General features: G+C 45.6%; 20 protein-coding genes. 1 reads left to right on the top strand and 19 read right to left on the bottom strand.

The window, feature by feature from the left end:
- Window positions 1-185: 185 nt before the first annotated feature.
- The 18 genes from ACESZH_RS08880 to ACESZH_RS08795 all read right to left on the bottom strand — a co-directional run bounded on the left by ACESZH_RS08880 (window position 186) and on the right by ACESZH_RS08795 (window position 20467).
- Entirely contained in the window at window positions 186-545 is a 360-nt protein-coding gene (locus ACESZH_RS08880; RefSeq protein ID WP_373214247.1) for a YccF domain-containing protein, read from the bottom strand.
- A gap of 126 nt (window positions 546-671) precedes the next feature.
- Window positions 672-1550, bottom strand: coding sequence for an Abi family protein (locus ACESZH_RS08875; RefSeq protein WP_373214249.1), 879 nt, complete (start codon window positions 1548-1550; stop codon window positions 672-674).
- Window positions 1551-1684: 134 nt separating this feature from the next.
- Entirely contained in the window at window positions 1685-2791 is a 1107-nt protein-coding gene (locus ACESZH_RS08870) for a DGQHR domain-containing protein (protein WP_373214251.1), read from the bottom strand.
- 317 nt (window positions 2792-3108) lie between these two features.
- Window positions 3109-4347: a helix-turn-helix domain-containing protein gene (locus tag ACESZH_RS08865; RefSeq protein WP_373214253.1), complete on the bottom strand. Its 1239-nt coding sequence runs from the start codon at window positions 4345-4347 to the stop codon at window positions 3109-3111.
- 146 nt (window positions 4348-4493) lie between these two features.
- On the bottom strand, window positions 4494-7061 hold the full coding sequence (locus tag ACESZH_RS08860) for an ABC transporter permease (protein WP_373214255.1): 2568 nt from the start codon (window positions 7059-7061) through the stop codon (window positions 4494-4496).
- Entirely contained in the window at window positions 7058-7741 is a 684-nt protein-coding gene (locus ACESZH_RS08855; RefSeq protein ID WP_373214257.1) for an ABC transporter ATP-binding protein, read from the bottom strand. Before ACESZH_RS08855 ends, ACESZH_RS08860 begins: the two co-directional genes overlap by 4 nt.
- A 98-nt stretch (window positions 7742-7839) precedes the next feature.
- Window positions 7840-8841 (bottom strand): sensor histidine kinase, encoded by a 1002-nt coding sequence (locus tag ACESZH_RS08850; protein ID WP_373214258.1) that lies wholly within the window; start codon window positions 8839-8841, stop codon window positions 7840-7842.
- Window positions 8828-9517 (bottom strand): response regulator transcription factor, encoded by a 690-nt coding sequence (locus ACESZH_RS08845; RefSeq protein WP_373214259.1) that lies wholly within the window; start codon window positions 9515-9517, stop codon window positions 8828-8830. The genes ACESZH_RS08850 and ACESZH_RS08845 overlap by 14 nt, the downstream gene beginning before the upstream one ends.
- A 41-nt stretch (window positions 9518-9558) precedes the next feature.
- Window positions 9559-9891 (bottom strand): putative signal transducing protein, encoded by a 333-nt coding sequence (locus ACESZH_RS08840; RefSeq protein WP_373214261.1) that lies wholly within the window; start codon window positions 9889-9891, stop codon window positions 9559-9561.
- A 9-nt stretch (window positions 9892-9900) separates the two neighbouring features.
- Window positions 9901-10353, bottom strand: a complete 453-nt coding sequence (locus ACESZH_RS08835; protein ID WP_373214262.1) for a DUF6773 family protein — start codon at window positions 10351-10353, stop codon at window positions 9901-9903.
- Entirely contained in the window at window positions 10350-10553 is a 204-nt protein-coding gene (locus tag ACESZH_RS08830; RefSeq protein WP_373214263.1) for a helix-turn-helix transcriptional regulator, read from the bottom strand. The genes ACESZH_RS08835 and ACESZH_RS08830 overlap by 4 nt, the downstream gene beginning before the upstream one ends.
- A 179-nt stretch (window positions 10554-10732) precedes the next feature.
- Window positions 10733-11725 (bottom strand): Fic family protein, encoded by a 993-nt coding sequence (locus ACESZH_RS08825; RefSeq protein WP_373214264.1) that lies wholly within the window; start codon window positions 11723-11725, stop codon window positions 10733-10735.
- A 111-nt stretch (window positions 11726-11836) separates the two neighbouring features.
- Complete coding sequence (locus ACESZH_RS08820; RefSeq protein WP_373214265.1) at window positions 11837-14119, bottom strand: EAL domain-containing protein; 2283 nt, start codon at window positions 14117-14119, stop codon at window positions 11837-11839.
- A 4-nt stretch (window positions 14120-14123) separates the two neighbouring features.
- Entirely contained in the window at window positions 14124-15125 is a 1002-nt protein-coding gene (locus ACESZH_RS08815; protein WP_373214267.1) for a GGDEF domain-containing protein, read from the bottom strand.
- 1 nt (window position 15126) lies between these two features.
- The gene (locus ACESZH_RS08810) at window positions 15127-16230 is read right to left on the bottom strand and encodes a hypothetical protein (RefSeq protein WP_373219880.1); all 1104 of its coding nucleotides are present in this window, start codon (window positions 16228-16230) and stop codon (window positions 15127-15129) included.
- A gap of 216 nt (window positions 16231-16446) precedes the next feature.
- The gene (malQ, locus tag ACESZH_RS08805; protein WP_373214269.1) at window positions 16447-17955 is read right to left on the bottom strand and encodes a 4-alpha-glucanotransferase; all 1509 of its coding nucleotides are present in this window, start codon (window positions 17953-17955) and stop codon (window positions 16447-16449) included.
- A gap of 197 nt (window positions 17956-18152) precedes the next feature.
- Window positions 18153-19196 (bottom strand): helix-turn-helix domain-containing protein, encoded by a 1044-nt coding sequence (locus ACESZH_RS08800; RefSeq protein ID WP_373214270.1) that lies wholly within the window; start codon window positions 19194-19196, stop codon window positions 18153-18155.
- A 257-nt stretch (window positions 19197-19453) separates the two neighbouring features.
- A complete protein-coding gene (locus ACESZH_RS08795) occupies window positions 19454-20467 on the bottom strand; it encodes an ABC transporter substrate-binding protein (protein WP_373214272.1) in 1014 nt (337 codons plus the stop codon).
- 100 nt (window positions 20468-20567) lie between these two features.
- Between ACESZH_RS08795 and ACESZH_RS08790 the strand changes: the two genes are divergently transcribed.
- Entirely contained in the window at window positions 20568-21452 is an 885-nt protein-coding gene (locus tag ACESZH_RS08790) for a DUF89 domain-containing protein (protein ID WP_373214274.1), read from the top strand.
- Here the strand turns inward: ACESZH_RS08790 and ACESZH_RS08785 are convergent.
- Window positions 21421-24306, bottom strand: coding sequence for a glycoside hydrolase family 2 TIM barrel-domain containing protein (locus tag ACESZH_RS08785; RefSeq protein ID WP_373214276.1), 2886 nt, complete (start codon window positions 24304-24306; stop codon window positions 21421-21423). The genes ACESZH_RS08790 and ACESZH_RS08785 overlap by 32 nt on opposite strands.
- Window positions 24307-24360: the final 54 nt, after the last annotated feature.

The raw sequence follows: 24360 nt of genomic DNA, 5'->3' as shown, positions 1-24360 counted from the left end.
ACCCACCACAAGAACGTTATACTTACCTATAATTCTGACTGCTGGTTTGTTACTCGTTGCAATTCTGAACTATAAAAAATAAGCAAGCCGCCTTGTCTCTTGACCGGAGTAGGCAGCTTGCTTATTAAATATATTAATTTGTAACTGTTAACTCAGTACCGGAGCGGATAGGCTTCAGCCAAATCTCACCTCACCTCCGCGCCAAAGGGCATCAGCGCCAGTTTTGCAAGCTTAAACTGCTGCATCCCGAAGGGAACACCAATGATCGTAATACAAAGGATAATTCCCAGTACCGTGTGCTCCAACGCCATGGGAAAGCCGGTTATGATCATCCAGACGAGATTCAGAAGAAACGAACCTGCTCCGCCTCCGTAGACAACATCTTTTCCAAATGGGAAAAAGCTTAACGACGCAAACTTAAAGCACTGCATCCCAATGGGAATTCCCACCACAGTCAGGCACCATACACAGCCGCAGAGACACCAGCTTAAACCGCTGATGGCACCTCCGAAAATAAACCATAAAAGATTTCCCAGACAACCCATTATCCATCCTCCAATTCTATTCAAGCGCTCGTTGCCCTAAAATATACTGTAACCTGTTAATTTTCCCCACATTTTATCACCCATTGTTCACAGCTCTGTAATCTGCTTTGACCAAAGTAGTCATTTTTACGAATATTCCAGCAGTTCCTTCCAGTTCTTTGGAAATCCCATGGTCGCAATATCCACTGTTTCGTACTTTTCAAGAAGTGCTTCCAGTGTGTCTACAAACAGATTCCAGTGCATATCTTCTTTAAGCAGGTGTTTCATACACAGCAGCACACCATATATCCTGTTATTTACGATTCCTGCTTTTGTATATTCTTTATAAAGCATCGGAGTCTTTGACAATTTCGTATTATACAGTCTTCCATAGTGAGCGCAGATATTCCTCACGTAAGAAATACTCTCTAACCAGCTTTCAAGATATGTATAACCTACGCCAAATTTAGCTGCTACCGCCTTCTTATCCGGGTTCAGCATATTCTTGTAAAATTTGGACAATGTACCGAAACTAAACACTTCCATCAAAGCATATACCGGAAGGTTCCCGCCTTCGTAGTTTTCACGAAAGTTCCGCACAAACGGTGCCTTCGCATTTCTTTGGATTTCCTCTTCGATATCTTTTAAAAAAAGTTCATGATACTCCTGATTTGCAAAATTCTCCTTTTCCAGATAGCCTGTAACACCATACTTCCCGGCAAAATAGTTACCAATTCTGCATCTCAAATTTACTTCGATTTTCTCAATCTCCGGAAGCAGAATCTGACGAAAATTTGCATTAAACAAATACAATTCTACAATCTGTTCAAAGGTAATCTTCTCATTATACAGGCCATTCCGGGACTTGAGGTTCAGACTGTACGCCTTAATCAATCTGAAATAGGAAATATCATTCAATATTCTTTTTGCATATTCCTCGTCTTCCACAATTAATCCAATAGATTTCAAATTCTCTATCTGTTCATTAATCGTCATAGGGGGCTGATGCCGCTTTAATTCTCCCATACCAAATTTCTCCATAAAATTAAAAAGACCCAACGTGGTCCGCATCGTTGAGAGGCGTGTTGGGTTCTGTTATTTGTATTATATGCAAAACCCAACAAAATGTCAACTTCCATTTATTCCCCTAATCATAGCCTTTACGCAAATGGATTGAATCCCTCCGTACTCTTTGCTGCCAGATAGGCTTTAAGCAACGCCGCATCATCTGTAGCCAGCTTCACTGTAGCGCCCTCTCCTCTAAACTCCAAAGAACTGTCGAATAGTGTCTGCTCTTCATTCAGCCCTTTTGCATTTTCCAAATCCTGTATCACTCTTTTTACAAACTCCACGTTGAAGGCAGACCTTGTATTAATGGAATGATCCACAAAGGTGCTAAATAACAGAAATATGTATCTGAGCCCACTAATCTTTGTCATAGTCTCCTTTTGAGGCTTTTGATATGATAAACTGTAAAACTCCTCCCAGCCATTGAGATAAACACACAATGCATCCAATGTCTGCTCCAGACTCAGCGGTTGCGGCGGAGTTCCGATTGTCAAATCTCTTACTTTGCCCTTATTAAGAATTTTAATAAGCTCTTTCGCCTTATACCCTTTGGGTATTTTTTCTGCACTCATGATAATCCGGCCTTTAAGGGGCGATTTATTTTCTGAACCAAGCAGCTTTACCAGAGGCAAATACATTTCCTCCTCAGGTTTCAGCATTCCCAGCTTACTTTTTAAATACAAAAGAAGATTACTGCTGACGGCCTTTTGTTTTTCATTTGTTATTGTAAATAAAAGCCTTCTGGTCCGCAAATCCGGTGTAATAAACATGGAAAACGGCATTTCATATATCGTATCTTCCTTCCAATTCTCATTACGATATCTCAAATCAAAAGCAAACAGTCTATGCTGGCCATCAATAATATCAATCGAATCAGAATATGCCGCCAGCTCTTCTCTGGTCTCCGGGAATTCAACGTAATACCGAAAGTCGCCGTCTGGCCATGTTTCCTTTTTTATTTTTATTTTTCCTTTATCTTTAGTGGCAATCATAACCGATGCCGGCAGCATTCCTTTCTCCAGACCTGTATAATCCGAAATATCTCTCAAATGCTTCCTGTCAAGCGGTCTCTGGGCCTCCTGAACATCTCCGATCTCAATACTCTGATCAGCCATCTGCACCAGTTTTCCCGGATCATACTGTCCAATAAAAAAAATAGTATTGTACTGCTGCACCGGAAATAAGTATACCTTTTTCATTTTATCTTCCTCTTTTCCATAAAATAGCCGGAAATATCTTACAAACGCCTCTTATTTATATCCCTATTATACATCTTTTTCCACGATTGTCAATGATTAGATCTTAATTATTAGATTTAATTATTTAGATCTAATTATTTAGATCTAATTCAAAAACACGTTCCTTAAAACTCTCTTCCGCCATTTAATTAATCAGAAAAAGGATGACCGCAGCCACCCTTTCTCTGATTTTTAACAGTTTACTCTGTAATAGGAATAAATTTTAGATCTTCACCCCAACCACTGGAAACGGATTTTAAGTCGCCGTTCCGACTATATTATCTTCTTTTTCTTCGGAAGAATCCGATCACTCCAAAGAGAACCGTCAATGCTGCAAATGAAAGCAAAATGATCGCGATCACATTCATAGCCGTCTGGTTTCCTCCCCAAGACGAAAAATCAACAGAACTCCAAAGAGAATAACGATTCAGGCTCGGCCCGTAGCGGAATGCCATAATCTGGTCCAACACATACGGAAATATCCAGATCCAAAGCCCTGTCCACGCCGTACACCCCGATGCCCGGAACCATCCTGAAACCGGCAGATACCGGATGATCAGCATGATTCCCCAGGGAAGCAGCAGACTTAGCACAGAAATAGGAAGACTGACTGTCAGGAAAGCCTCTGAACCTGCATACCAGTCACTGACCGCCAGAAGCACAAACAGCAGCGCCGTCTGCACAGCAAAATACATCAGAGCTTTATGGCGCTTCAATCCATCCGGAATAGGCAGCTGCCTGAGTAAGACCGGAAAAATAAAGAAACCAAGCCCAAAAGTAACACTCACCGCCGCCACTGCAAACCAGTCGCCGCCTGTATATATGCAGCTTATCAGAAGGAGGAGAAGAAGCAATACTGTTTCCGTAATCAGATACACCGATGTCTTTCTCCCCGCCAGATATCCCGGCAGCGGCAGCGTGGGAAGCAAAAACGGAAGCAATACCAGGGTCATCCCAAATGCCACGGAAATCCCTGCCACTGCAAACCAGTCTCCTCCGCTGTAAATGCAGCACGCCAGCAGAAGCAATTCCAGGAATACCGTAAAGCTCCCCAGCGACAGCGCAGCTTTACAACGGCTCAATTTCGGATACAAAGCAGCAAGCGCCGGAACCAGCGTCAGAGAAGCTGCCATGAATACCGACGGCACTACAATAAAAAGCCAGTCCAGCCTATGTCCTGTACACAGGTTTCCAATCGCACAACCCAAAAGAATCAGACTGTAAAGAACATATTGAGAAATACGGTAGTTCCGCGTCAGACGCAAATATTGGGCAGCAAGCCTTTCCGATGTCCGTTTTCCTGTATCCTCGCTTCCTGTCAGCAGTTCATGCTCGGAAATATCCAGAACACTGCAAATGGACATCAGCAATGTAATATCCGGATAGCTCAATCCCCTCTCCCACTTACTCACAGCCGATTCTGTCACATAAAGCTTCTCTGCCAGCCCCTTCTGCGTTAAGCCCAGCTCCTTCCGCCGCCGCACAATATACGCCCCAAAAGTTTTCTTGTTTTCCATCCTAAGCATCCTCCTGTCCCTGTCTCCCAAAAGACAATTTGGTCTTGCAAGCCTGGATTCAGCTTATTCTAACGAATGAGAAAAGTCAACAAAATCGGGTGTTTTTCCGACTCGACTGTTAGGAAAGTCCCGCAAAATCAACGTTTTTACAAGTTTTCATTCCGCAGCGCTTCCACCACATTCATTCCCTTCATCTTTCTCCGGGCATACCACATGGTAATTCCCACGATCAGGAATACGCCTATAACAGCAATTCCAATGCTTCCCCAGGGAAGGATAAATGCAAAATCGAAATTCCGGCAAAGCATCCGATATATTCCGTACATCACAGCCAGGCTTACCGGAGCCGCCAAAATCAGCGCCTTGACTCCATAGAAGATTCCCTCCGCATACACCATTTTACGGATACCGCCCGGTGTCATCCCGTAGGACGAATACATGGCAACTTCTTTTTTTCTCAGCGCCATACCTGTCGAAATGGTATTCATAATATTTGCCATGGACACCAGCGTGATCAAAACCGTAAATCCATACAAAAATACGGAAATTATCATCGTCCTGTTCCGCATACTTTCCCGGGCTGCAGACACATCGTTTGTAAAACAATCAATGCTGCTGTGGGCTTTACAGATTTCTTCGATCTCCTGCTCCAGCTTATCCATATCTTTTGCCGTAAACTGAACTGTCTGATCCAATAAGTCATCCTCGTAGGAAACACCTGCTCTTTCCAGTATTTTCTCCATGCCCTGACTATTGGTTACAAAGTATACAGGCTGGAGATCCTCCGTATAGGTTTCCATAAAAGCCGGACGCACCTTTGTAACTGCCGATACTTTGAGCCTTTCTTTCTTAACTGCATTCAGCCCGCCTCCCAAATTTACTGTGAGCTCCGTTCCCGGCTCTGCTTTTAAAAGGCTGACATCCGCAAAATCATGTCCTGTTTTTAAGATAACTTCATTCACAAGGATCAGCGGGATTTCCTCCTGCAAAAGAGTCTCACCGGAAATCCCCGCTTCCTTCAGATATGCCTCATAGGAAGCATCGTCAAGCGCTGTAAAGCTGATCCAGCTATAAATCTCACCCTCGTTCTCTCCTGTCCGTGCGGCAAATTCCTCTGTTGCCATTTCAACAGGCAATGTCATGTCTGCAACCTGATAAGATCTCGCCCCGACGACCATTTCCGCATTTTGTACAGAAAGTAGCTTCTGCAGAAAGTCTTTCTCTTCGTCACTGTTCCCGTATCCCCAGGTGATCCTGTAATCGTAGTTTGCAGGCTTCTGGGACATTTCATAGGACTTATTGATATAAAGGGAAAATGCGGAGGCTGACAGAAACAGTACCACACTCACCGCTATGGAAAAAACAGTCACATGATACCGATGTCTGTTTCTTTTTAAGTTTTTCAGGCCCAGCTCCATCTCAAAGCCCAGAAGCCTTCTGGTAACACCGGATGTTCTGACATGCCGCCTCCTGATCGAAATATCCTGATTCTGACGGATCGCATCAATGGGAGAAATCCCCGATGCCCGCCTTGCAGGAAGCCACGCGGATATATACAGAGTCAAGATAGAAAGAAGCGCCGCCGCGGCAATCCCCTCCGGTCGGACAATAAGCCGCATCCGCGCTGAATTCTGGAAAATGTCCTGAACCCCGTTTCCAATAACCCGGAATGTAACGGAAATTCCCAGGATCCCGCATAAAATACCCACAGGTATGGCAAAGCACCCGATGATCCCTGCCTCAATAAATACGGAGGCCCGTTTTTGCTGCTTTGTCGCTCCCACACTGGAGATCATCCCAAGCATACGGCTCCGTTCAGACAGGGAAATGCTGAACGCATTATGGATCAGCGACACGGAGGCAATGATAATAATTATGCTGATAATACAGATTACCCCATACATGGTCCTCAGCAATCCATTGTCATTTGACACGCCGGAATAAAACAGCAGGGAATTGTTGTATTCTATTTCCGCTCCTGTTTGTGATGCAAGCTTCTCAGCCTTCGCATACAACTTTGCATTCGTTTTGTCAAAAGTCACACTGACCTCATATGTCTGGTCTTCTTTTATCTCATCAGAACTTAACCCGCTGTATGCCAAATAACCGGGTCCGGAATTTTCCCTTGTATTCATAGTACCTACTATGGTATAGGTATTCTGCCCTTCCGGCACAAAGGTTTCGTCGGAATAATAATTATACAGATCGCATTCAATGGTCTGTCCGCCGCTTATAGCCTCCCGCCTGCCATACTCCAGGGTAACCGTATCTCCTGCCTGCCATCTTGAATCCATTCTTTCCAGAAAGCTTTCATCCATGACAATTTCCTGTTCATTTTCGGGCAGTCTCCCGCTGACCAGTTCCATCGGAAGCATAGAAAAATCCGTATGCCCCGCAATATAAAGGTAGGGCTTTCTCCCTTCCTTCAATTCCTCTACTTTTACAAAGCCAAGGGCAAGACTGACATCTGACTGACTGATTTCTCCAGCCTCAGTGATCCTGAAAACGTCTTCTCCTGACACGCCTTTGAATTTTGCCTGCCAGCTTCCCGCATACTTTGTCACACTTTCCTTCATCATTCCCATGAAGGAGCTTCCGATGATAAATACGGCTGTCAGCATTGCCACGGAAATGACAGCACCGATCACGGTGACTAGGGTACGGCTTTTATTCTCTTTCATATGCCGCCACGTAAGATGTCCGATAATATTCATCCGCCCATCACCTCATCTCCCGAAATTTTTCCGTCCTGGATAGAGAGGATACGGTCTGCCTGAAGCGCGATGCTTTCATCATGCGTGATCATAATCAGTGTCTGGTTCATCTCTTCGTGAAACTGCTTTAACAGCCCAATGATCTCCCCACTGTTTTTGCTGTCCAGATTTCCGGTCGGCTCATCCGCCAGGATAATGGCAGGATTGTTCATCAATGCCCTGCCAATGGATACTCTCTGCTGCTGCCCTCCCGAGAGCTGATTTGGCAGATGCTTTAACCGCTTTTCCAGACCCAGGCGCTTTACAATGTATCCGAAATGCTGTTCGTTTACCTTTCTTCCATCCAGAAGCAGCGGAAGCGTAATATTTTCTTTTACATCCAGAACAGGAAGCAAATTATAAAACTGGTAGATCAGCCCGATCTGGCGCCGCCTGAAGATTGCCAGCGCTGTCTCGTTCATAGCATAAATATCTGTATTGTCCACATATACCCTTCCGGAGGTCGGGGTATCCACCCCGCCCAGGATATGGAGAAGCGTGGATTTTCCTGAGCCGGAGGGTCCGATGATCGCTACAAATTCTCCTTTTTCCACAGTAAAAGATACATCATCCAGAGCTTTTACAGCGGCGTCACCTTTGCCGTACACTTTTGACAGGTGTTCTACTTTTAAGATTTCCATGAAAATCCTCCTTTGCTTTTCTATGCTTCTACTATACCTGTCCTACATGACTGCAGAGTGACAGAAAAGATTACAAAATTGTCACTTAAGTATTGGCATCATACCACCTTCTTATAAAATGCAACGGTAAAGGAAGTCCCCTCTCCCGGAATACTCTGTACCCGTACATCCGCCTGCTGCTCCTGCAGTATGGTCTTTGACATGGCAAGACCGATTCCCACGCTGTCCTGACCGGCGTTTTTTCCCTTGTAAAACCGCTCAAAAATATGCGGCAGATCTTCCTCCATGATTCCTTCCCCATTATCTGAGACGAGGATTTTTGTGTGAATGGGACTATCCATACAGACAATCCGTATCAGGCCCCCTTCTTTTGTGTGCTCCACACAGTTTTTTATAATATTCAGCAGTGCCTCCGCCGTCCAGTTGCAATCTGTCTGAATGGTGATATCCGGCGGACAGGAAATCTCCAGGGTCTGGTTTTTCAGCTCAGCCGGGATCCGCAGCGATTCCACTGCCTGGCTGATCAATTCCTCTCCTTTAATACACTCTTTCTTAAAAGTGACTGCCTGCGCATCTATTTTGGACAGCTTTAAAAGAGAAGAGACAAGCCACTCAATCCTGTTTAACTGGTTCATAATGGTATTCAGAAACTTCTCTCTCTGCTCCCCCGGCAGATTGGGATCATTCAGCAGATCCGTCATAACAAACATGGATGTCAGAGGTGTTTTTAGCTGATGGGAAATATTTGACATGGTATCCGCCAGATACTGCTTGTCCTTTTTCAAAAGCGCTGACTGCTCCGAAAGAGTGAGCGTCACCTTATAGATATCATTTTTCAGGATACTAAGCTCCCCTTCCCTGTTGTCACGGACATCCATGCAGGGCTGCCCGGAGTATACGGACATCAGATATTCGGACAGCTCTGAAATGCTTTGGTAGCGCTTTTTTGTAAACAGGAAAAAAACTGCTATGAGAAACACAAAAAAGCCTGCCGATACCACCCCGGCTGCAGGCTCGATCCACCACAGTATAAAAATTGCTGTCAGTGCTATGATGCACCACAGCGCCATTGCTTTTCCGAATTCCTTATTTTTTATCATAAGCACCGCCCATCCGATAACCAAGCCCCCTCACGGTTTCAATCACAGAAGAACCCTTTCCCTCCGGTTCCAGTTTTTCCCGCAGGCGCCGGATATAGACGGATAATGTATTATCATTGATAAAGCTGCCGTCCACATCCCAGATCCCCTCCAGAAGCTGATTTCTGCTGAGCACCTGGCCGGGATGATTCGCGAATGCAAGAAGCAGACGGTATTCCATGGCTGTCAGAGGGATCTCCCTGGAATCCTGAAATACCTTCGCCTGCTTCACATTGATGGTAATGCTTCCTATGGTGAGCAGGTCTCCTGCGTTTTCTTTTTTGTAATGGCGCAGGGCGGACTTCATGCGGCTGATCAGCTCCCGGATCCGGAAGGGCTTTGTGATGTAATCATCCGCACCCATGTCCAGCCCTCTCACCACATTCACCTCATCATCGCAGGCTGTCAGGAACAGCACAGGCGCCTCCTGATGGCTTTTAATGTATTCGCAAAGCTCATAGCCGCTGCCATCAGGCAGTGCAAGATCCAAAAGATAAAGGTCAAAGCTTTCCTTTGCCAGTTGTTCCAGGGATTCCTTTTTGTCCGGGCAGACACAGACCTGGTATCCCTCACTCATAAGGGAATACCGAAGTCCTTCTGCAATGTTTTTATCATCTTCCGCAATAAATATTTTCATATCTGTTCTCCGAATAATCAGTTTTTACAGCCGGCGCGCTTCTACAGAACCAGGATGGGAAGCACGATACACAGGAAAATGATGATTGCCAGCAAGACCCAGATAAAGATGGTCTGATTCTTGGACATTTTCCGTTTTTCCCGGCTGCTGCCGGTTTTAATGGGCTGGAAATCTTCCAGCAGCTCTCTCGCTGCCTTCTCCTGTTTCGATGCCACGAAAATGTCCTCTCCCATGATGGAATTGCTGGAATAAACATCCATAATGGTTCCTTTGCGCATTGCTGCGATTCCGTTTTGCCTCAGCATTTCTATGATCTGCTCTGCCTCTGAATAGCTTCCCGCTGATACCAGCTTTGTCATATTATTTTCACTCATACGCTCACCTCATTCCAAATATTTTTCTTCTTGTTTTCTGTTCTGCGCCTCTGTGATCTTTCCAAGAATATAAAGGCACAGAAAGCTCAGGACTGTAATCCCGATGAAAAAGAATGCCGTATATCTCATCACGGCTCCGGTGTCCGTTGTTTTCCCGCTTATCAATGCTGCGTAAAGGATAGAAAAGATTCCTGCGCATATCACGCTTCCCAGCAAGTTCTGTCCTACGGACATTTTTCTGTTTCGACTGCTCCAGATACCATTTTTGATGGAGCCTGCCAGATATGTGATACCTCCTGCTGCGAAAATCACCGTTTCTCCTGCAACATTCTCAATGGAACCATTCCAGAACATTTGTCCGATGATCACAGCCACACATACTCCGAACATAACAAGAAAGCTTATCTTTCCCACTTTATCAACGATTTGATTTTGCCGTTCATCCAGTTTATTTTTCATCATTTCCCATCCTCCTCCCAAAACAGATCGTTTAATGTTTTTCCCAGCTCCCTGCATATGGCTACACATAGTTTTAACGAAGGATTATAGTCTCCTGCTTCAATCATGCCGATGGTCTGCCGGGTGACTCCAACTCTTTTCGCCAGCTCAGTCTGGGAAATATCCATTTCCATCCGCGCCAGCTTCATTCTAAGATTCTTCATACACCACCTCCGGTATCTGCATCTCTCTTTTCTGAGTTCATTATATGTCTCCCACGCAAAAATGTCAATTATATTTTACTTTTATATATTATATTTTCTATTTATAAATTATTTTTTGCATTATACAAAAAAGCTGAACACCACATATAGTATGTGATCGTTCAGCTTTTCACTCGTGATCAAACTTTAACATATCTCTGATTTCTGCTATTAGGCTTATCAGGAATCGTCATGCGAATAAGATTCATATCTACTGCCGGACGCAGATAATTTCTCCGAAATCCCTCTTTTGATTTCAGGCCCAGTTTTTCCATAAGTGACTTACTTGTATACGGAATATCGTATTCCATGACCTCAAGCAAGTTTTTAATGTATTCCGAAAGCTGTTCATTATCTTCACTGATTTGAACAGAAATATCATCCAAAACCTTATCAATTTGTGACAGCATAAACTCGATGAAAATTGTTGATGCTCCATCCACATGGCACTTGGCAATCGCATCATAGTATTCGTCCTGAAACTTCTCAATCTGGCTCTCAATTGGAATATATTCAAATACTGATTTCCATTTAGAAAGAATAGCACTATGCCACAATCTTGCCATTCTGCCATTACCATCTGAAAACGGATGGATAAAGACAAATTCATAATGAAATACGCTGCTCAGAATCAAAGGGTGAACGCTGCCTTGAGCTTCTTTCATCCAATCAAAAAGCTTATCCATTAACTGCGGAACAAGTCGTGCAGGTGGTGCCATAAAAATGCACTGGTCACCGTTGAATACGCCTTCTTCACCTTGACGAAAGTCACCGGATTCCTCCACAACATATTTTGTCATTATGCCATGGAACTGCTTTAAGTCTTTGATGCTATATGGATTTATTTCAGGGAATCGCTCATAAGCGGTATAAGCATTTTTTACTTCCTGGATTTCTTTCTGCTCACCCAACACAGTCTTGCCATTGATCACATCCCTAACCTGTCCCAAAGAGAGCGAATTTGCTTCAATTTTTAAGGAGGAATGGATAGACTTAATACGATTGTTTTTTCTCAGGTGTGGCTTTGCTTCCAGATTACTGGTTGCCGTAATGTGTCCAATCTTTTCTGAAATGGATGACACGTACGATAATATCTCATTTGTAATCGTAAAAGGCGGTTTATAATCTCCCATAAAAAGGCCTCCATATACTTGCGTATTATCTTGCGTACTTTCTTCCTTTATTATACAACAGGACACCAAAAATTCAATCCCTATATACAACATCCATCGTTGCGGTTTTCATTATGCTTTTTGCCAATGCTGCTCTTCCCACTGCTCGAACTCTTCAACCGGAAGCGGCGGTGAAAAAATATAACCCTGTACTTCATCACACTGGATCGAACGCAGATACTCCAACTGCTCCGGCATTTCAATTCCCTCTGCAACTGTCTTTACATGCAGCTTTTTGGCGAGTTCCACCACGCATGTGATCACATCTCTTGCCTTTTCGCTTGAAATATCCAGGAAGAAGCTCCGATCCATCTTCAAGGTATCCACATCAAATTCTTTCAGCAGACCCAAAGAAGAAAAGCCGGAACCAAAATCATCCAGAGAACAGCAAAATCCCAACCTGTGCATCTCCTCAATTCCTTTTTTCACTGCTTCCAGCTGGGCATCATCCAGGAAAATGGATTCCGTAAGCTCAAACTCAATCATATCATACGGAATATCATATTGTTTCAAAATCATATCAAATTCTTCCAGAAAATTCGGATCATAGAAGTGCTTTCTGGAGAGATTAACAGACACAGGAACTAACTCCTTTCCCTCCTTTTTCCATCTGCTCAGCAGCTTACACGTTTCCTCGAATACATAAACATCCAAGCGGCAAATCTTTCCGTTATTCTCAAAAAGAGGAATAAAGTCAGGCGGGAATATCATCCCCTTCTTTGGATGCTTCCATCGGATCAGCGCTTCCGCTCCTGTCAGCCTTCCGTCTTTCAGCCCCACTTTAGGCTGGAGATATACCAGAAAATCATGGTTTTCAAAGGACTCCTCAAACAGCTCGTTCAGCTCTTGTTCCTTTTTGATCTTCTCCGTAATTCTCTCATCGTAAAATGCGCATTCCTGATCCATGGCACGTTCACCCTGACGGGCTGCCACCCTTGCTCTGTCCTGCAGGGTAATAATATCCAAATCCCCATTATCTACAAGGCACGCTCCCTTCCAGAAGGAAAGCTGATAATGAGGACCGTCCGTACCGCGAAACGCATTGATATCCTCAACTATTTTCCTGAGCCTGCTTCGTATCTCTTTCCCGTCGCTCTCTTTGATGCACAGGAAAAAATGGTCGGTTTCGCTTCTTGCCGCAAACTCGCATTCTCCTGCTCTCATATGCCGCTGAAACACCTGATAAATATATTGCAGCGTCTGATTGCCCGCTGTAATACCGAAATTTTCATTCACAAGCTTAAAATTTCTCACATCCAGCAGGACAATGGCATATCCCTTCATATTCTGATTTTCAGCCGCCTCCTCATATCTGAGCTGGAATGCCTTACCGTTCATCCCCCCTGTAAGCGGATCCGTAAAAGCAATTTCTATCAGTTTCTTACGGCTGGAATCATATATCCAGTACAGAAGAAACCAGAATACGGCCAGAGCCACAAAAATACCGCCAGTCAGTGCAAAGAACCGCACAATATACCGGTCAGAACCAGCTGTGATCAGATTGACCGGTGCAATCGTCATGATCACCCAATCGTTCACATGCAGGGCATTATAGAAAAGATAGTTCTCACTATTATCTATGGAAGTAAACTCAAAAACACCGTTCTCACCCATAGCAATATTTTTCCGCATTTCCACAATGTTCTGCTTCACTTCTTCTGAACCGACCTCAAAAATTTCCTCCAACTGTTCAAAAGGCCTCATATCCTCAGAGTCCAAAAGCAGATTTCCCTTACTATCTACCAGGCAATTGAGAGCTTTCCCGTCAAAGCATTTTGACGCGATAATGGACTGCATATTCTCTTTGCTGCGAACACCCACCAAGACAGCTCCAATCTCTTCTCCTTCCCAAACAGGTGCCGAATAATACAGATCCTGATCCTCTACATAAGCAATGCCCACTTCCCCGTCAAAAGCACTTTGCACAGTCTCCATATCCCAAATATTCTGCACATCCGCTTTCAATATTTCATCTGAACCGGAGGATTGTATATAATTTCCCTGGCTGTGCAGCAGAACTATGGCATCAAAACCCAAAAGCGAAGCCTTTCTGCCCATAAAATCCGCCGTTTCCTCCCGGTCAAAAAAGGCTTCTGTTCTTCCTATAGAATCTGCAAGATTTACCATATCTGTCTTTTTAGATTCAATGGTATCGCTGATGGTATTTGCCATCCGACTTGCGATTTCGCTTATATAAATAATGGTACTCTCATCCAGAACCAACTGCAGGTTCACCACATTCCGGATAGAAATTACCAGAATTCCCATTGTAACCAGCAGCAAAAGTCCCAGTTTCCACCCACTCTTTCTAAATACCCCCGAAGGATGTAAATCTTTTATATCGTACTTTTTCATATGGCTATATTTCCTGTTTTTCACCTGGCAGCTTTTCCAGATCCAATTCGGTAAAAATCCAGAGTGTCTCCCGTTTCATTTCTTCATCGCCCTGGAATTTCAGGATTACCAGCTTCATCTGAACACCATTTTTCTTCCGGTAAGTAAATTCCGTATCCTGTTCTCTGGTCAGCCTTCTTTCCAGTCGTTCAAAGTCACAAACATCATCAAACAAAGCCCAATACTTCTCTTCTACCGTTTCACGCGCATAAAGCATGATTGCTTTGCTGAATTTGTCCTCTGACTCCATAAGCATTCTTTCAAAATAGTCAGGTATAAAGATATGACGGACATGATCCTTCATAAGATCTACAAAATATACCCCTTTAAACCTTGGGGCCAGGACATCCAGAAACACATCGATATCCCGTTTTTCGGATATCATCTGTTCCAATTCCCTGTTCAGAATACGTCTTTGGCGCTCTCTGCCGTTTTTCTTGTAATACAGCTCCTTATCCTTCTGCATTGCAGACTCCGCATCGCTTACGATCCGACCGATCGTTGCGCCGCTTTCACCCCATCCTATTCCTATAGATATCTCATACCCTATTTCTCTTATCATGAGCCGTGCCCTATCTGCTGCGCTGCAAACTTCTTCCTTCGAAGAATGCTTGCAAAGGACTACGAACTCATCCCCGCCTATACGGTATTTATCCTCTTCCCTGAAGCATTTCCTTAATACATCCGCTACATTTCTGAGCATTTTATCGCCAGCCTGATGCCCCAGCCAGTTATTAATTTCATGAAGACCATTTGCATCCATGTACACACACGCAACAGAACAGTCCGGAGCTTTTTCTATTTCCTCCAGATCCGTATGATAACAGTTGCGGTTTCCCAGCCCCGTCAGGCTGTCCTCATTTCCCAGTCTGAGCAGATTCTGATAATTCTCATAGTAACCAAGCGTCATGGAAAAGGTAATAGAAAGCTGCTCCAGCAGCTTTGCGTCCTCCCAATGGTATGCCATATTATAAACCCCCCAGCACACCTGCAGTCTCTCCATTCAGTCTTTTCACTGGCACTAGCATCATATTATGTATGCCATACCGGGAAAGTATTTTTGTTTCATCGGGGAATTCTTTTATCAATAGCCCCATATCGTAAACGAGCAGACTTTCTTTCTCCCTGAGCATAGAAAGCAATCCCGTAAAAAGCTCTCTCATCTCATCATCCGGCATCCGCTCATCAGCTTTGCTGCTCAGCACTCTGCACCCGCCGTTCTCTTCCCTGCTGTCCACAAGGAAAAAAGCCTCTTCCGAAGCTGCATAATCCGCAATCACCTTCAGACCATCAATAAAATGTTCCGGTTCTATGAATGCACTGAATAGCTGCTTCTCCACCTCCAGAAGAAACTGGACTCTTCTAAGCCTTTTCTCATCAGCCACCTTTTCTCTTCTTACATCTGACAGAATCCAGATTCCATAAACAGCGAATACAGCCATCATCAAGGCCATCGTCCACATCTGAAGCTTATGCATTTTCTCTGCATGGGCAAATGCAACGCTCTCCGCCACGGTTATCATGACCATCCAGTCTTCTACTCCGATGGGACAATAGTAGGAATAGAAATATTCGCCTGCCTTTTTGGAAAAAAATACGGTGGTTCCTTCCCTGCCTTCACTAAAATCAACAATTATCTGTTCCTTGCTGTATCCTTTTTCCGCCTTTCTGTCTCCCAGCGCATCCATATTAGTCAGCTCATCATGCCAGGTATCCATAAGGAAGTTTCCGGTGGTTCCTTCCACTACATAAAGCTCCATCTCATCTCCGTAGCCCCGTATGGTAAACATTTCCGGAAAATCTGCCAGGTCCATAATTCCCCACAGCAGCGCCTTTGTTTCTCCGTCCTGTACGATCGGTATCTGAATCCGCAGAATCTTCCTGTCCGCATTCAGCGGATCTTCCATACACCCGGAAAGACAAACACCCTTTTTCTCTTCTTCCTGAAATGAAATCCTGTCTGATATATCCAGCCTTTCCCCTGCTTTCGTCAAAAGCTGATCTCCCGGAAACAGAAGCTGTGCCTCCTCTATCATCCCGCCGCTGATAAATTCCATAAATTTTCCCAGCATCTTGTCGTCATCCAACTCAGCCTTTTCCAGGGTATCCGCAGCTTTTTCCAGATACGCCTTGTTAGCGATATATCTTTTTTTAATCTCATTTCCTATTTGTTCTTTCCGGGCTTGTGAATTTCTTTTTCTGCGCTATATCGTCTTTTTCTGACTAGTTCTGTGCCATAAAAAAGGCCGGATACGCATCCGGTCTTTTTTCGTATTTCCTTTGAACTCTTAATTCCAGTTTCTCCGTCCATATCTGGTTGCTAAGGTCAGCATCTCCTCCTGAAGCTTCTCTGAAAACTGACCTTCCTTCAGACGCCACTTCCAGTTTTTGCCCAAAGTGGAGGGCTGATTAATTCGGGCGGAATTGTCCAATACCAGGTAATCCTGAATAGGAATGATACACAGGTTAGCAACGCTTCCCATCACAAGGCGGATCAATGCTTTGCAGATTCCTTTTTCATCATCATGGAAGTTTCCAAGATAATCCCGGACCATTTTTCTTTCTTCCGGCGTGATGTCCCCGAACCATCCAAGAAGTGTTTCATTGTCATGGGTTCCTGTGTAAACCACACAATTCTGAGGATAGTTGTGCGGAAGATAATCACTGGCATTTCCTGTATCTCTCTCGTCAAAAGCGAACTCGATAACCTTCATATTCGGATAGCCGCTCTCGTCTACCAGACGCTTTACCGTATCTGTCATAAAGCCCAGATCCTCTGCAATGATGTCCTTTTCTCCCAGGCTCCAGGAAATGGTACGGAAAAGATCCATGCCGGGCCCTTTTTCCCACCAGCCTCTTTCTGCGGTCTTATCGCCAAAGGGGATGGCATAATACTCGTCAAAGCCCCGGAAATGATCGATCCGCACAATGTCATACATATTAAAGCAGTGTGCCAGACGCTTGATCCACCACTCAAAGCCTGAATTTCTATGTACCTCCCAGTTATAAAGCGGATTGCCCCAGAGCTGGCCTGTTGCGGAAAAGCCGTCAGGCGGGCAGCCGGCAACCTGTGTAGGCTGGTTGTTCTCATCCAGCTTGAAAAGCCAGGGATTTGCCCAGGCATCTGCGCTGTCCATTGCCACATAGATGGGGATATCTCCGATAATTCTGATGCTTTTGCTGTTTGCGTATGCTTTCAGCTTTGCCCACTGCTCATAGAATTTAAACTGCATATATTCCTGGAATTCAATCTCAAAGTAAAGCTCTCTTCTGTAGTAATCCAGAGCGTTCTGCCACCGCAGACGGATATCCTCAGCCCACTTGCTCCACGGCACACCCTCAAAACGGTCCTTCACAGCCATAAACAAGGCATAATCCTTCAGCCAATGAGCCTGCTCCTGCTGAAATTTTACGAAATCCGGATTCTGGGAAATCTCACTTCTCTCATATGCCTTGCGAAGAAGCTGATAGCGGCCCTTGTAAAGCTTTTCGTAATCAATGTCATCCTCTTTTATTCCGAAATCAACGGCATCGCACTCTTCTTCTGTCAGAACCCCTTCCTCGATCAGATCCTCCAGGCTGATAAAATAAGGATTTCCCGCAAAAGTGGAAAAGGACTGATAGGGGGAATCCCCATAGCTTGTGGGACCAAGGGGCAATATCTGCCAACAGCCCTGCCCTGCAGCTTTAAGCTGGTCCACAAATTCATAGGCGCTTTTGGAAAAACACCCGATCCCATATTTTGACGGCAGGCTGCTGATGGGAAGCAGTACACCGCACTCTCGTTTATTGATCATTGTCTCCCTCCTGAGTTTTCATGTTGTCCGTAAAATGCCATTTACGTTATCCTAAGGCACACAAAATGCGCATTTTATCCTGCCTTTTATCATGTCACAGAAATGCCGGGAATGCAATGTTAAAGTTTCAAGAAATATGTTGTAATTTTTACATATTTTAAGCCTGATCCGCCTTTTTGCCACGTATCCGGTATATCTTATCGGAATTTTTCCAGTTTCTCCAATATCACTCCATACCTTGGGTCATCCCGGATGAAGTCAAGCTCCCTGTCGTTTTTTACCGCCTTTGTCAGCATCAAAACGATTTCCCCGGAGCTGGTGTCATTAAATTTCATATGAGAGTACAGCCAGGATTCCCGAAAGCTGTACATGTCCTCCAGGCTTTCCGCTATCTGTGAAAGGGTCTCCAAAACGCCTTCTTTATCCTTCTGCGCTATCTTCAGTTCCATCTCAGACATATTCCCCATATACCTGCCCATTTCCATAATGCGGACAAGCTCCCTCTGCTTCTCCACGATTTTTTCCGCCTTCTCCATATCCTGTTCCTTGAGAGAAAGGGAGAAGATGCCGCCAAGAGCTCCATTGAGCATATTAAATCCCGCAAACAGGATTTCTTCATATAGTTTCCAGGCTTCCTCTGTTTTTCCCTGTCTCACATACAGGTTCGCCTGCATCTGCTTCGGGCTTACTATCCCCTGCTTTGGAAGCCTGTCCAGGTATTTCTGGGCCTGTTCGTAGTCTTCTTTTTTCAGGTAAAACTGATACAGTGCCTGGGCAGCCCCCTGTACCTCTCCGTAATCCCTGCTTTCCATAGCGCGGAGATACCATTCCAAAAGCTTCTCATCGTAGGAATTTCCGTCCTCCGGCTGATAGAACAACCGGTATCCGTCCAGTGACTGGGCGCACAGAAGGATCAGGCTGGTACAATTGGGATATTCCCGTATCTGCGCTTCCGCCCATTGAAAGGCGCTGCCATAGCCCTCGCTTTTTGCCTTTTCCCCAATGGTCACCAGGATATGCTTGATCTCCTGGGCATTTAAGTCCTCCTTATAGGACAGTAATGTGTCGGTAGTAATTCCCAGAAGCCGTGCCAGAGGCGCCAGCAGCCCGATATCTGGGCAGGCATTTCCGTTTTCCCATTTATTTACAGCAGGCGCCGTCACTCCGAGGCGGCCGGCAAGCTCTTCCTGGGTCAGCCCCTTTTCTTTCCTGTATTTTCTGATCACTTCACCAATCTTCATGCTCAGTCCTCCATTTTATAATAATAGAATTGCATCGGCCTCTGCATTCCCCGGCAGAAAATACTGTCTGTCCGGGTCACTTTCAGCATAACAGAATATGGCGGTTCACACAATTGAACATAAAGAAACTTTTCCTCATGTTTTTTAACTGCTGCTCAGGTACCCTTTAAAACGGGTGCAGAAGGCTGAAAAACAGCCGCTGCACCCGTTTTTAATTTCCCCCGGGATAATATGCCGGGATTTACCTCTTTTTCGTTTTACTCCGCCGCCTTTTCAGCGTACTCTCTTGTCACCAGATCACCGTAATCCACCCGTGCGGAAAGCTCCCCTGCACTCTCCAGAATATCCTGCAGAAGCTCAAAGCTGTCCTTTTCAAACACCAGATTTTCCTTCCAGGTGTCCTGCTCGTAATAACGCTTTACGATAGCGGTAATGGTATCCAGGTCTGTCTCCGCAAACTGCGGGGCGATCACCTCTGCGATTTCCTCCGGTGTGTGTGACTGGACATATTCCATTCCTTTCTGGAGCGCGTTTGTAAAGCTCTGGATAACCTCCGGATTTTCCTCCATGAAGCTGGTTTTCGCACTGTAGGAGGTGTAAGGCACATAGCCGGAATCCACGCCCAGGGATGCCACTACGTAGCCTGCTCCTTCTTTTTCAAGGGCGGTGGCTGACGGTTCAAACTCCACGCTGAAGTCCCCTAACCCGCCTGAAAATGCTGCCGCCGTGGAACCAAAATCAATGCTCTGGTCGATTTCCAGATCCTTTTCCGGGTCAATGCTGTTTTCCTTTAGGATATACTCAAATACCATTTCCGGCATACCACCCTTTCGACCTCCAAGCACTTTGCTGCCCTTCAGGTCATTCCAGGTAAAGGTGGGCATTTCCTCCCGGGCTACCAGGAAGTTCCCGGCGCGCTGGGTAAGCTGTGCAAAGTTTACCACCGGGTCATTTGCGCCCTCCTGGTAAGCGTAGATAGATGCCTCAGCACCCATGAATCCGATATCCGCCTCGCCGGACAGCACTGCTGTAAGAGTTTTGTCTGCTCCAAACCCTGTTACCAGCTCCAGGTCAAGCCCTTCCTCCGCAAAATATCCTTCCTCGATCGCCACATACTGCGGAGCATAAAAAATAGAATGTGCCACCTCGTTTAAGGTGACCTTCGTCAATTCCTTTTCTTCCTTCTCTCCTGCGCAAATTCCTGCCGGCACTGCTGTCACTGCCAACAGGACAGCCAGCGCAGCAGCAGCCATTTTCTTACCTTTTCTCATAAATACAGCCTCCTTATTTTTGCTGATATATAATATATGAAAAAAGAAGAGTTTGGTGTATAATCAAAACCATGAAAATAACGACACAGGAGGAAATCCCATGCAGCTAAACACACACTGTATGCTCTGTCAGGTCAAAAAACAGGAGCAGAAGATCCGTCAATTTGATAATGAAGATAAAAAGGTTACATATATGAAGGAAATTTTTCGCAGATATGCGGAGGCCGGGCCGGAAGATTGTGCGCCCAGTATTTCTTCTGAAAATTCCAAATATTTTACAGAGTTCTGGGGTGTTCCTCAGACAGACTTTACGGAAATAAAAAAAGACTTCAATGCCCTGATGCTGCAGCTTGAAGACCAACTGAAAGAGAAAATCCGCTGCGCAGCCGATCCGCTGGAAGCGGCACTCGTACATGCACGGGTAGGAAACTATATAGACTTTTCCGCCATTCCGGACGTAAATAAAGAAAAACTTCTGTCACTGATCGAAGAAGGAAGCACAGATACACTGGACGAAAAGGAATATGACCACTTCCGCCAGGATATGAAAAAGGCCTCCTCTCTTGTATATGTTACAGACAATTGCGGAGAGATCCTTCTTGATAAGATCGCTGTGGAAATCCTGAAAGAAAAATATCCCGATGCCGCAATCACCGTGCTGGTGCGGGGCTTCCCCACTGTAAACGACGCCACTATGGAGGATGCTGAAATGTGCGGTCTTACCCGGATCACAACGGTCATGGGAAACGGAAGTGATGTTCCCGGTACCTGGCTTCCGGGCATCAGCCGGGAAGCCCACAGCCTTTTGGAGCAGGCTGATGTCATAATTTCCAAAGGTCAGGGAAATTACGAAACGCTCCATGGCTGCGGACTGAACATTTACTATCTTTTTCTCTGCAAATGCGACTGGTTTGTCAAGCTTTTTGACGCAAAGCCCCTTCAGGGCATGTTTGTCAATGAGCTTCGTGTAAAGGACAATCGGTAGAAGTGATAAAGAATGAGAATCGGATGTCCTCCTCACCCGAAACATGATACTGCGGTTCCACGTCCGACCCCCAACTGTCAATACCTCCCACGCCTCTCATGGCGCCCAGGATATTGACAACCGTTCTTCCTGTTTTCGGCAGTTCCTCCTTGTGCAGTGCGTTTTCCAGCTCCGCAGCCGTAAAGGGAACTGCTGAAAAATGAAACGGTTTTTCATTCATAACAAAACACATTTCTCCTGTTCTTGCCCAGCATGTATCCGCATGGTTTCCATACTCCTGCGGAACAAGATGATCCGGTTCAGTCACAGGACTCCTATGAGTTCCAAAAACGCCTCCGACCTTTCTGTCCGGGTATGTTTCTCCGGAAAGGCCTTCCCATTCAACTGTCTCTAATTTCTCCGGCATTACAAAGCGAACACCGAACAGCGGCAGCTCCGGCAGCCCTTCCCGTCCCTTGTACTCTGCGTCAACCTGGATTTTTCCGCTTTTGTCCACAGTATAATCGATGATCGCCTCCGTCTCCGGCACTGTGCCTGTGGCAAAGGTATATGTGATCTTTACCTTTTCCAAATCCTCAGCCGCTGGTTTTCTGCCTGCCAGATCCGATGGTTCCAATGTCATCACTTTATTTCCTGCGTATTCCGTTACCAGACATTTTCTGCACACCGCAAACTGGTCCGCAGTCAGCCATACGCCGCTTCTTGCCGGAAAACCGTTTCCCTTGTCATTCTCTGTGGACGCTCTCCAAAAGGCAGGCTTCGGCGCGCGGTAAAGGCATTCTGTCCCGTTATACACAATGGATACAGGACCTCCATCCACATAAGAAAAAATAAAATGGAACCCATCTCCCTTTATACCAAGCATCAGATCACTGTGTATGACCTGGAATTTCATCCCGGAAGAATCCGAAGCCAGTAGCTTTTCCCGACTTTCTGCCTTCCATCCGCGAATACGTTCTTCCGCCTGGCTGCGCAGAGCTTTATTTCTTTCTCTGATCTTATTTCTCTTTTCCTCATCCGAATACCAGTAGCGCACCTCCTGCATGGCAGGCTTTTCCCTCCGATCTGCAAAGAGAAGCCCATTGCCGCTAAATGAATAATCCGTAGGACGGTCCAGGAAGTCCCCTCCATAGCCCAGCACCTCTTCTCCGCACTGGTTTTTATGGTAGATTGCCTGGTCGATGAGATCCCAGATAAATCCTCCCTGATACATAGGGTACTCTTCCTGAAGTCTGATATAGCTTTCCATTCCGCCCAGGGAATTTCCCATATCGTGCATATATTCACAGAGCAAAAACGGCTTCTGCGGATCGTTTTCCAGATATTTCCGGATATCCTCCGGTACAGCGTACATCCGGCTCTCCACATCACTGATTTCATCAAACTCCCGGTTCCAGAAAACACCTTCATAATGTACCAGCCTTGAGGAATCCTTTTCGTGAAAATAACGGCTCATGGCTAAAATACAGGTTCCCGCATAGGATTCGTTTCCGCATGACCACCATAGAATGGAAGGATGGTTTTTGTCCCTTTCCAGCATGGAAGCAGCTCTGTCCACCACACATTTTTCCCACTCGCTCCGGGAGCCCGGCACATTCCAGGATGGTTCGCACTGTCCCATCTTCTGCCAGGAGCCGTGGCTCTCCAGATTTGCTTCATCCATTACACATATTCCCGCCTCATCGCAAAGCTGATACCACAAGCTCTGATTGGGATAATGACAGGTACGCACCGCGTTGATGTTGTTCTTTTTCAGAATTTCAATATCCTTTTTCATGTCGTCTGCCGTGATGGACCGTCCCCGTCGGGGATTCCATTCGTGACGGTTGACCCCTTTTATGATCAGACGTTTTCCATTGAGCAGCATGATCCTGTCTTTCAGCTCAAATCTGCGGAATCCCACGCTGTATGGGACGATCTCCACCAGCCTGCCCTCTGTATCTGTGATCTTCACCAGCAAACGGTATAAATAAGGCTCTCCTGCCTCCCATTTTTCCACTTTTTTCAGAATGACGGGCTCTGTTTTCCACACATCCGCCTGCTTTTCCTCCAGCAGCCCGTCCGCCACTGTCTTTTGCTCACAGTCCTGCAGCAGCCATTCCAGCCTTGCATTCCGATTTCCGGAAAGCTTCACAAGAACCTCCAGCGTTCCTGTTTCATAGTCATCGAGAAGCCCTGCCTTTACCCACAGATCCTCCACATGTGTCTCCGGCTTTGCGTACAGGTATACATCCCTGAAAAGCCCGGAAAAGCGGAAGAAATCCTGATCCTCGATCCAGGCCGCACTGCTTCTTTTATAGACCTCCACACACAGCCTGTTGCCTTTTTCTTTTATGCTTTCAGTCAGATCAAACTCTGAGGGTGTGAAGCTGTCCTCCGCATACCCGATAAATTCTCCGTTCAGCCAAACATAGACTGCCTGCTCCGCTCCCTGAAAAGAAATGCAGATCCTTTTTCCCAAAAGTCCTTCTTCCAGGTCAAATTCTTTCACATAGCTTCCAACCGGATCAAATTCCCAGTCAATATGAGGTGGCCGCAGAAAGGCATGGCCCTCCCATGGGTACATGTTATTGATATAGTGAACTTTATCATAGCCCTGCAGCTCTATATGTCCCGGAACCTGAATCTCCCCGAATCCGCTGATATCCGCATCTTCCTTGTAAAAATCCGCAGGACGCTCCCCTGGATTACGGCTCCATGCAAACCGCCAGGTTCCATTAAGACTCTGGCGAAAACTCTCCCTGCCATTTTCCATATCTATTTCCGACTCATAATAATGATGATCCGAATGAGCATCCAGACGGTTTACCTGAAACACCTCCGGATCTTCCAGCCACGTTAAATCTGGTTTCATACTTTCCTCCTGTTTCCTTTTTATTCTTAATTTACCACGTTTTCATGCCTGCAA

Origin of the sequence: Ruminococcus sp. 5_1_39BFAA, from assembly GCF_964240875.1 — a bacterium.
Lineage (GTDB): Bacteria > Bacillota > Clostridia > Lachnospirales > Lachnospiraceae > Blautia_A.
This window is presented reverse-complemented; position numbering and strand designations above follow the sequence as displayed.

Excerpts from the sequence above, each read along its gene's own strand:
- ACESZH_RS08880 (WP_373214247.1), bottom strand. The coding sequence starts at position 545 with ATGGGTTGTCTGGGAAATCTTTTATGGTTTATTTTCGGAGGTGCCATC.
- ACESZH_RS08875 (WP_373214249.1), bottom strand. The coding sequence starts at position 1,550 with ATGGGAGAATTAAAGCGGCATCAGCCCCCTATGACGATTAATGAACAG.
- ACESZH_RS08870 (WP_373214251.1), bottom strand. The coding sequence starts at position 2,791 with ATGAAAAAGGTATACTTATTTCCGGTGCAGCAGTACAATACTATTTTT.
- ACESZH_RS08865 (WP_373214253.1), bottom strand. The coding sequence starts at position 4,347 with ATGGAAAACAAGAAAACTTTTGGGGCGTATATTGTGCGGCGGCGGAAG.
- ACESZH_RS08860 (WP_373214255.1), bottom strand. The coding sequence starts at position 7,061 with ATGAATATTATCGGACATCTTACGTGGCGGCATATGAAAGAGAATAAA.
- ACESZH_RS08855 (WP_373214257.1), bottom strand. The coding sequence starts at position 7,741 with ATGGAAATCTTAAAAGTAGAACACCTGTCAAAAGTGTACGGCAAAGGT.
- ACESZH_RS08850 (WP_373214258.1), bottom strand. The coding sequence starts at position 8,841 with ATGATAAAAAATAAGGAATTCGGAAAAGCAATGGCGCTGTGGTGCATC.
- ACESZH_RS08845 (WP_373214259.1), bottom strand. The coding sequence starts at position 9,517 with ATGAAAATATTTATTGCGGAAGATGATAAAAACATTGCAGAAGGACTT.
- ACESZH_RS08840 (WP_373214261.1), bottom strand. The coding sequence starts at position 9,891 with ATGAGTGAAAATAATATGACAAAGCTGGTATCAGCGGGAAGCTATTCA.
- ACESZH_RS08835 (WP_373214262.1), bottom strand. The coding sequence starts at position 10,353 with ATGATGAAAAATAAACTGGATGAACGGCAAAATCAAATCGTTGATAAA.
- ACESZH_RS08830 (WP_373214263.1), bottom strand. The coding sequence starts at position 10,553 with ATGAAGAATCTTAGAATGAAGCTGGCGCGGATGGAAATGGATATTTCC.
- ACESZH_RS08825 (WP_373214264.1), bottom strand. The coding sequence starts at position 11,725 with ATGGGAGATTATAAACCGCCTTTTACGATTACAAATGAGATATTATCG.
- ACESZH_RS08820 (WP_373214265.1), bottom strand. The coding sequence starts at position 14,119 with ATGAAAAAGTACGATATAAAAGATTTACATCCTTCGGGGGTATTTAGA.
- ACESZH_RS08815 (WP_373214267.1), bottom strand. The coding sequence starts at position 15,125 with ATGGCATACCATTGGGAGGACGCAAAGCTGCTGGAGCAGCTTTCTATT.
- ACESZH_RS08810 (WP_373219880.1), bottom strand. The coding sequence starts at position 16,230 with ATGCTGGGAAAATTTATGGAATTTATCAGCGGCGGGATGATAGAGGAG.
- malQ (WP_373214269.1), bottom strand. The coding sequence starts at position 17,955 with ATGATCAATAAACGAGAGTGCGGTGTACTGCTTCCCATCAGCAGCCTG.
- ACESZH_RS08800 (WP_373214270.1), bottom strand. The coding sequence starts at position 19,196 with ATGAAGATTGGTGAAGTGATCAGAAAATACAGGAAAGAAAAGGGGCTG.
- ACESZH_RS08795 (WP_373214272.1), bottom strand. The coding sequence starts at position 20,467 with ATGAGAAAAGGTAAGAAAATGGCTGCTGCTGCGCTGGCTGTCCTGTTG.
- ACESZH_RS08790 (WP_373214274.1), top strand. The coding sequence starts at position 20,568 with ATGCAGCTAAACACACACTGTATGCTCTGTCAGGTCAAAAAACAGGAG.
- ACESZH_RS08785 (WP_373214276.1), bottom strand. The coding sequence starts at position 24,306 with ATGAAACCAGATTTAACGTGGCTGGAAGATCCGGAGGTGTTTCAGGTA.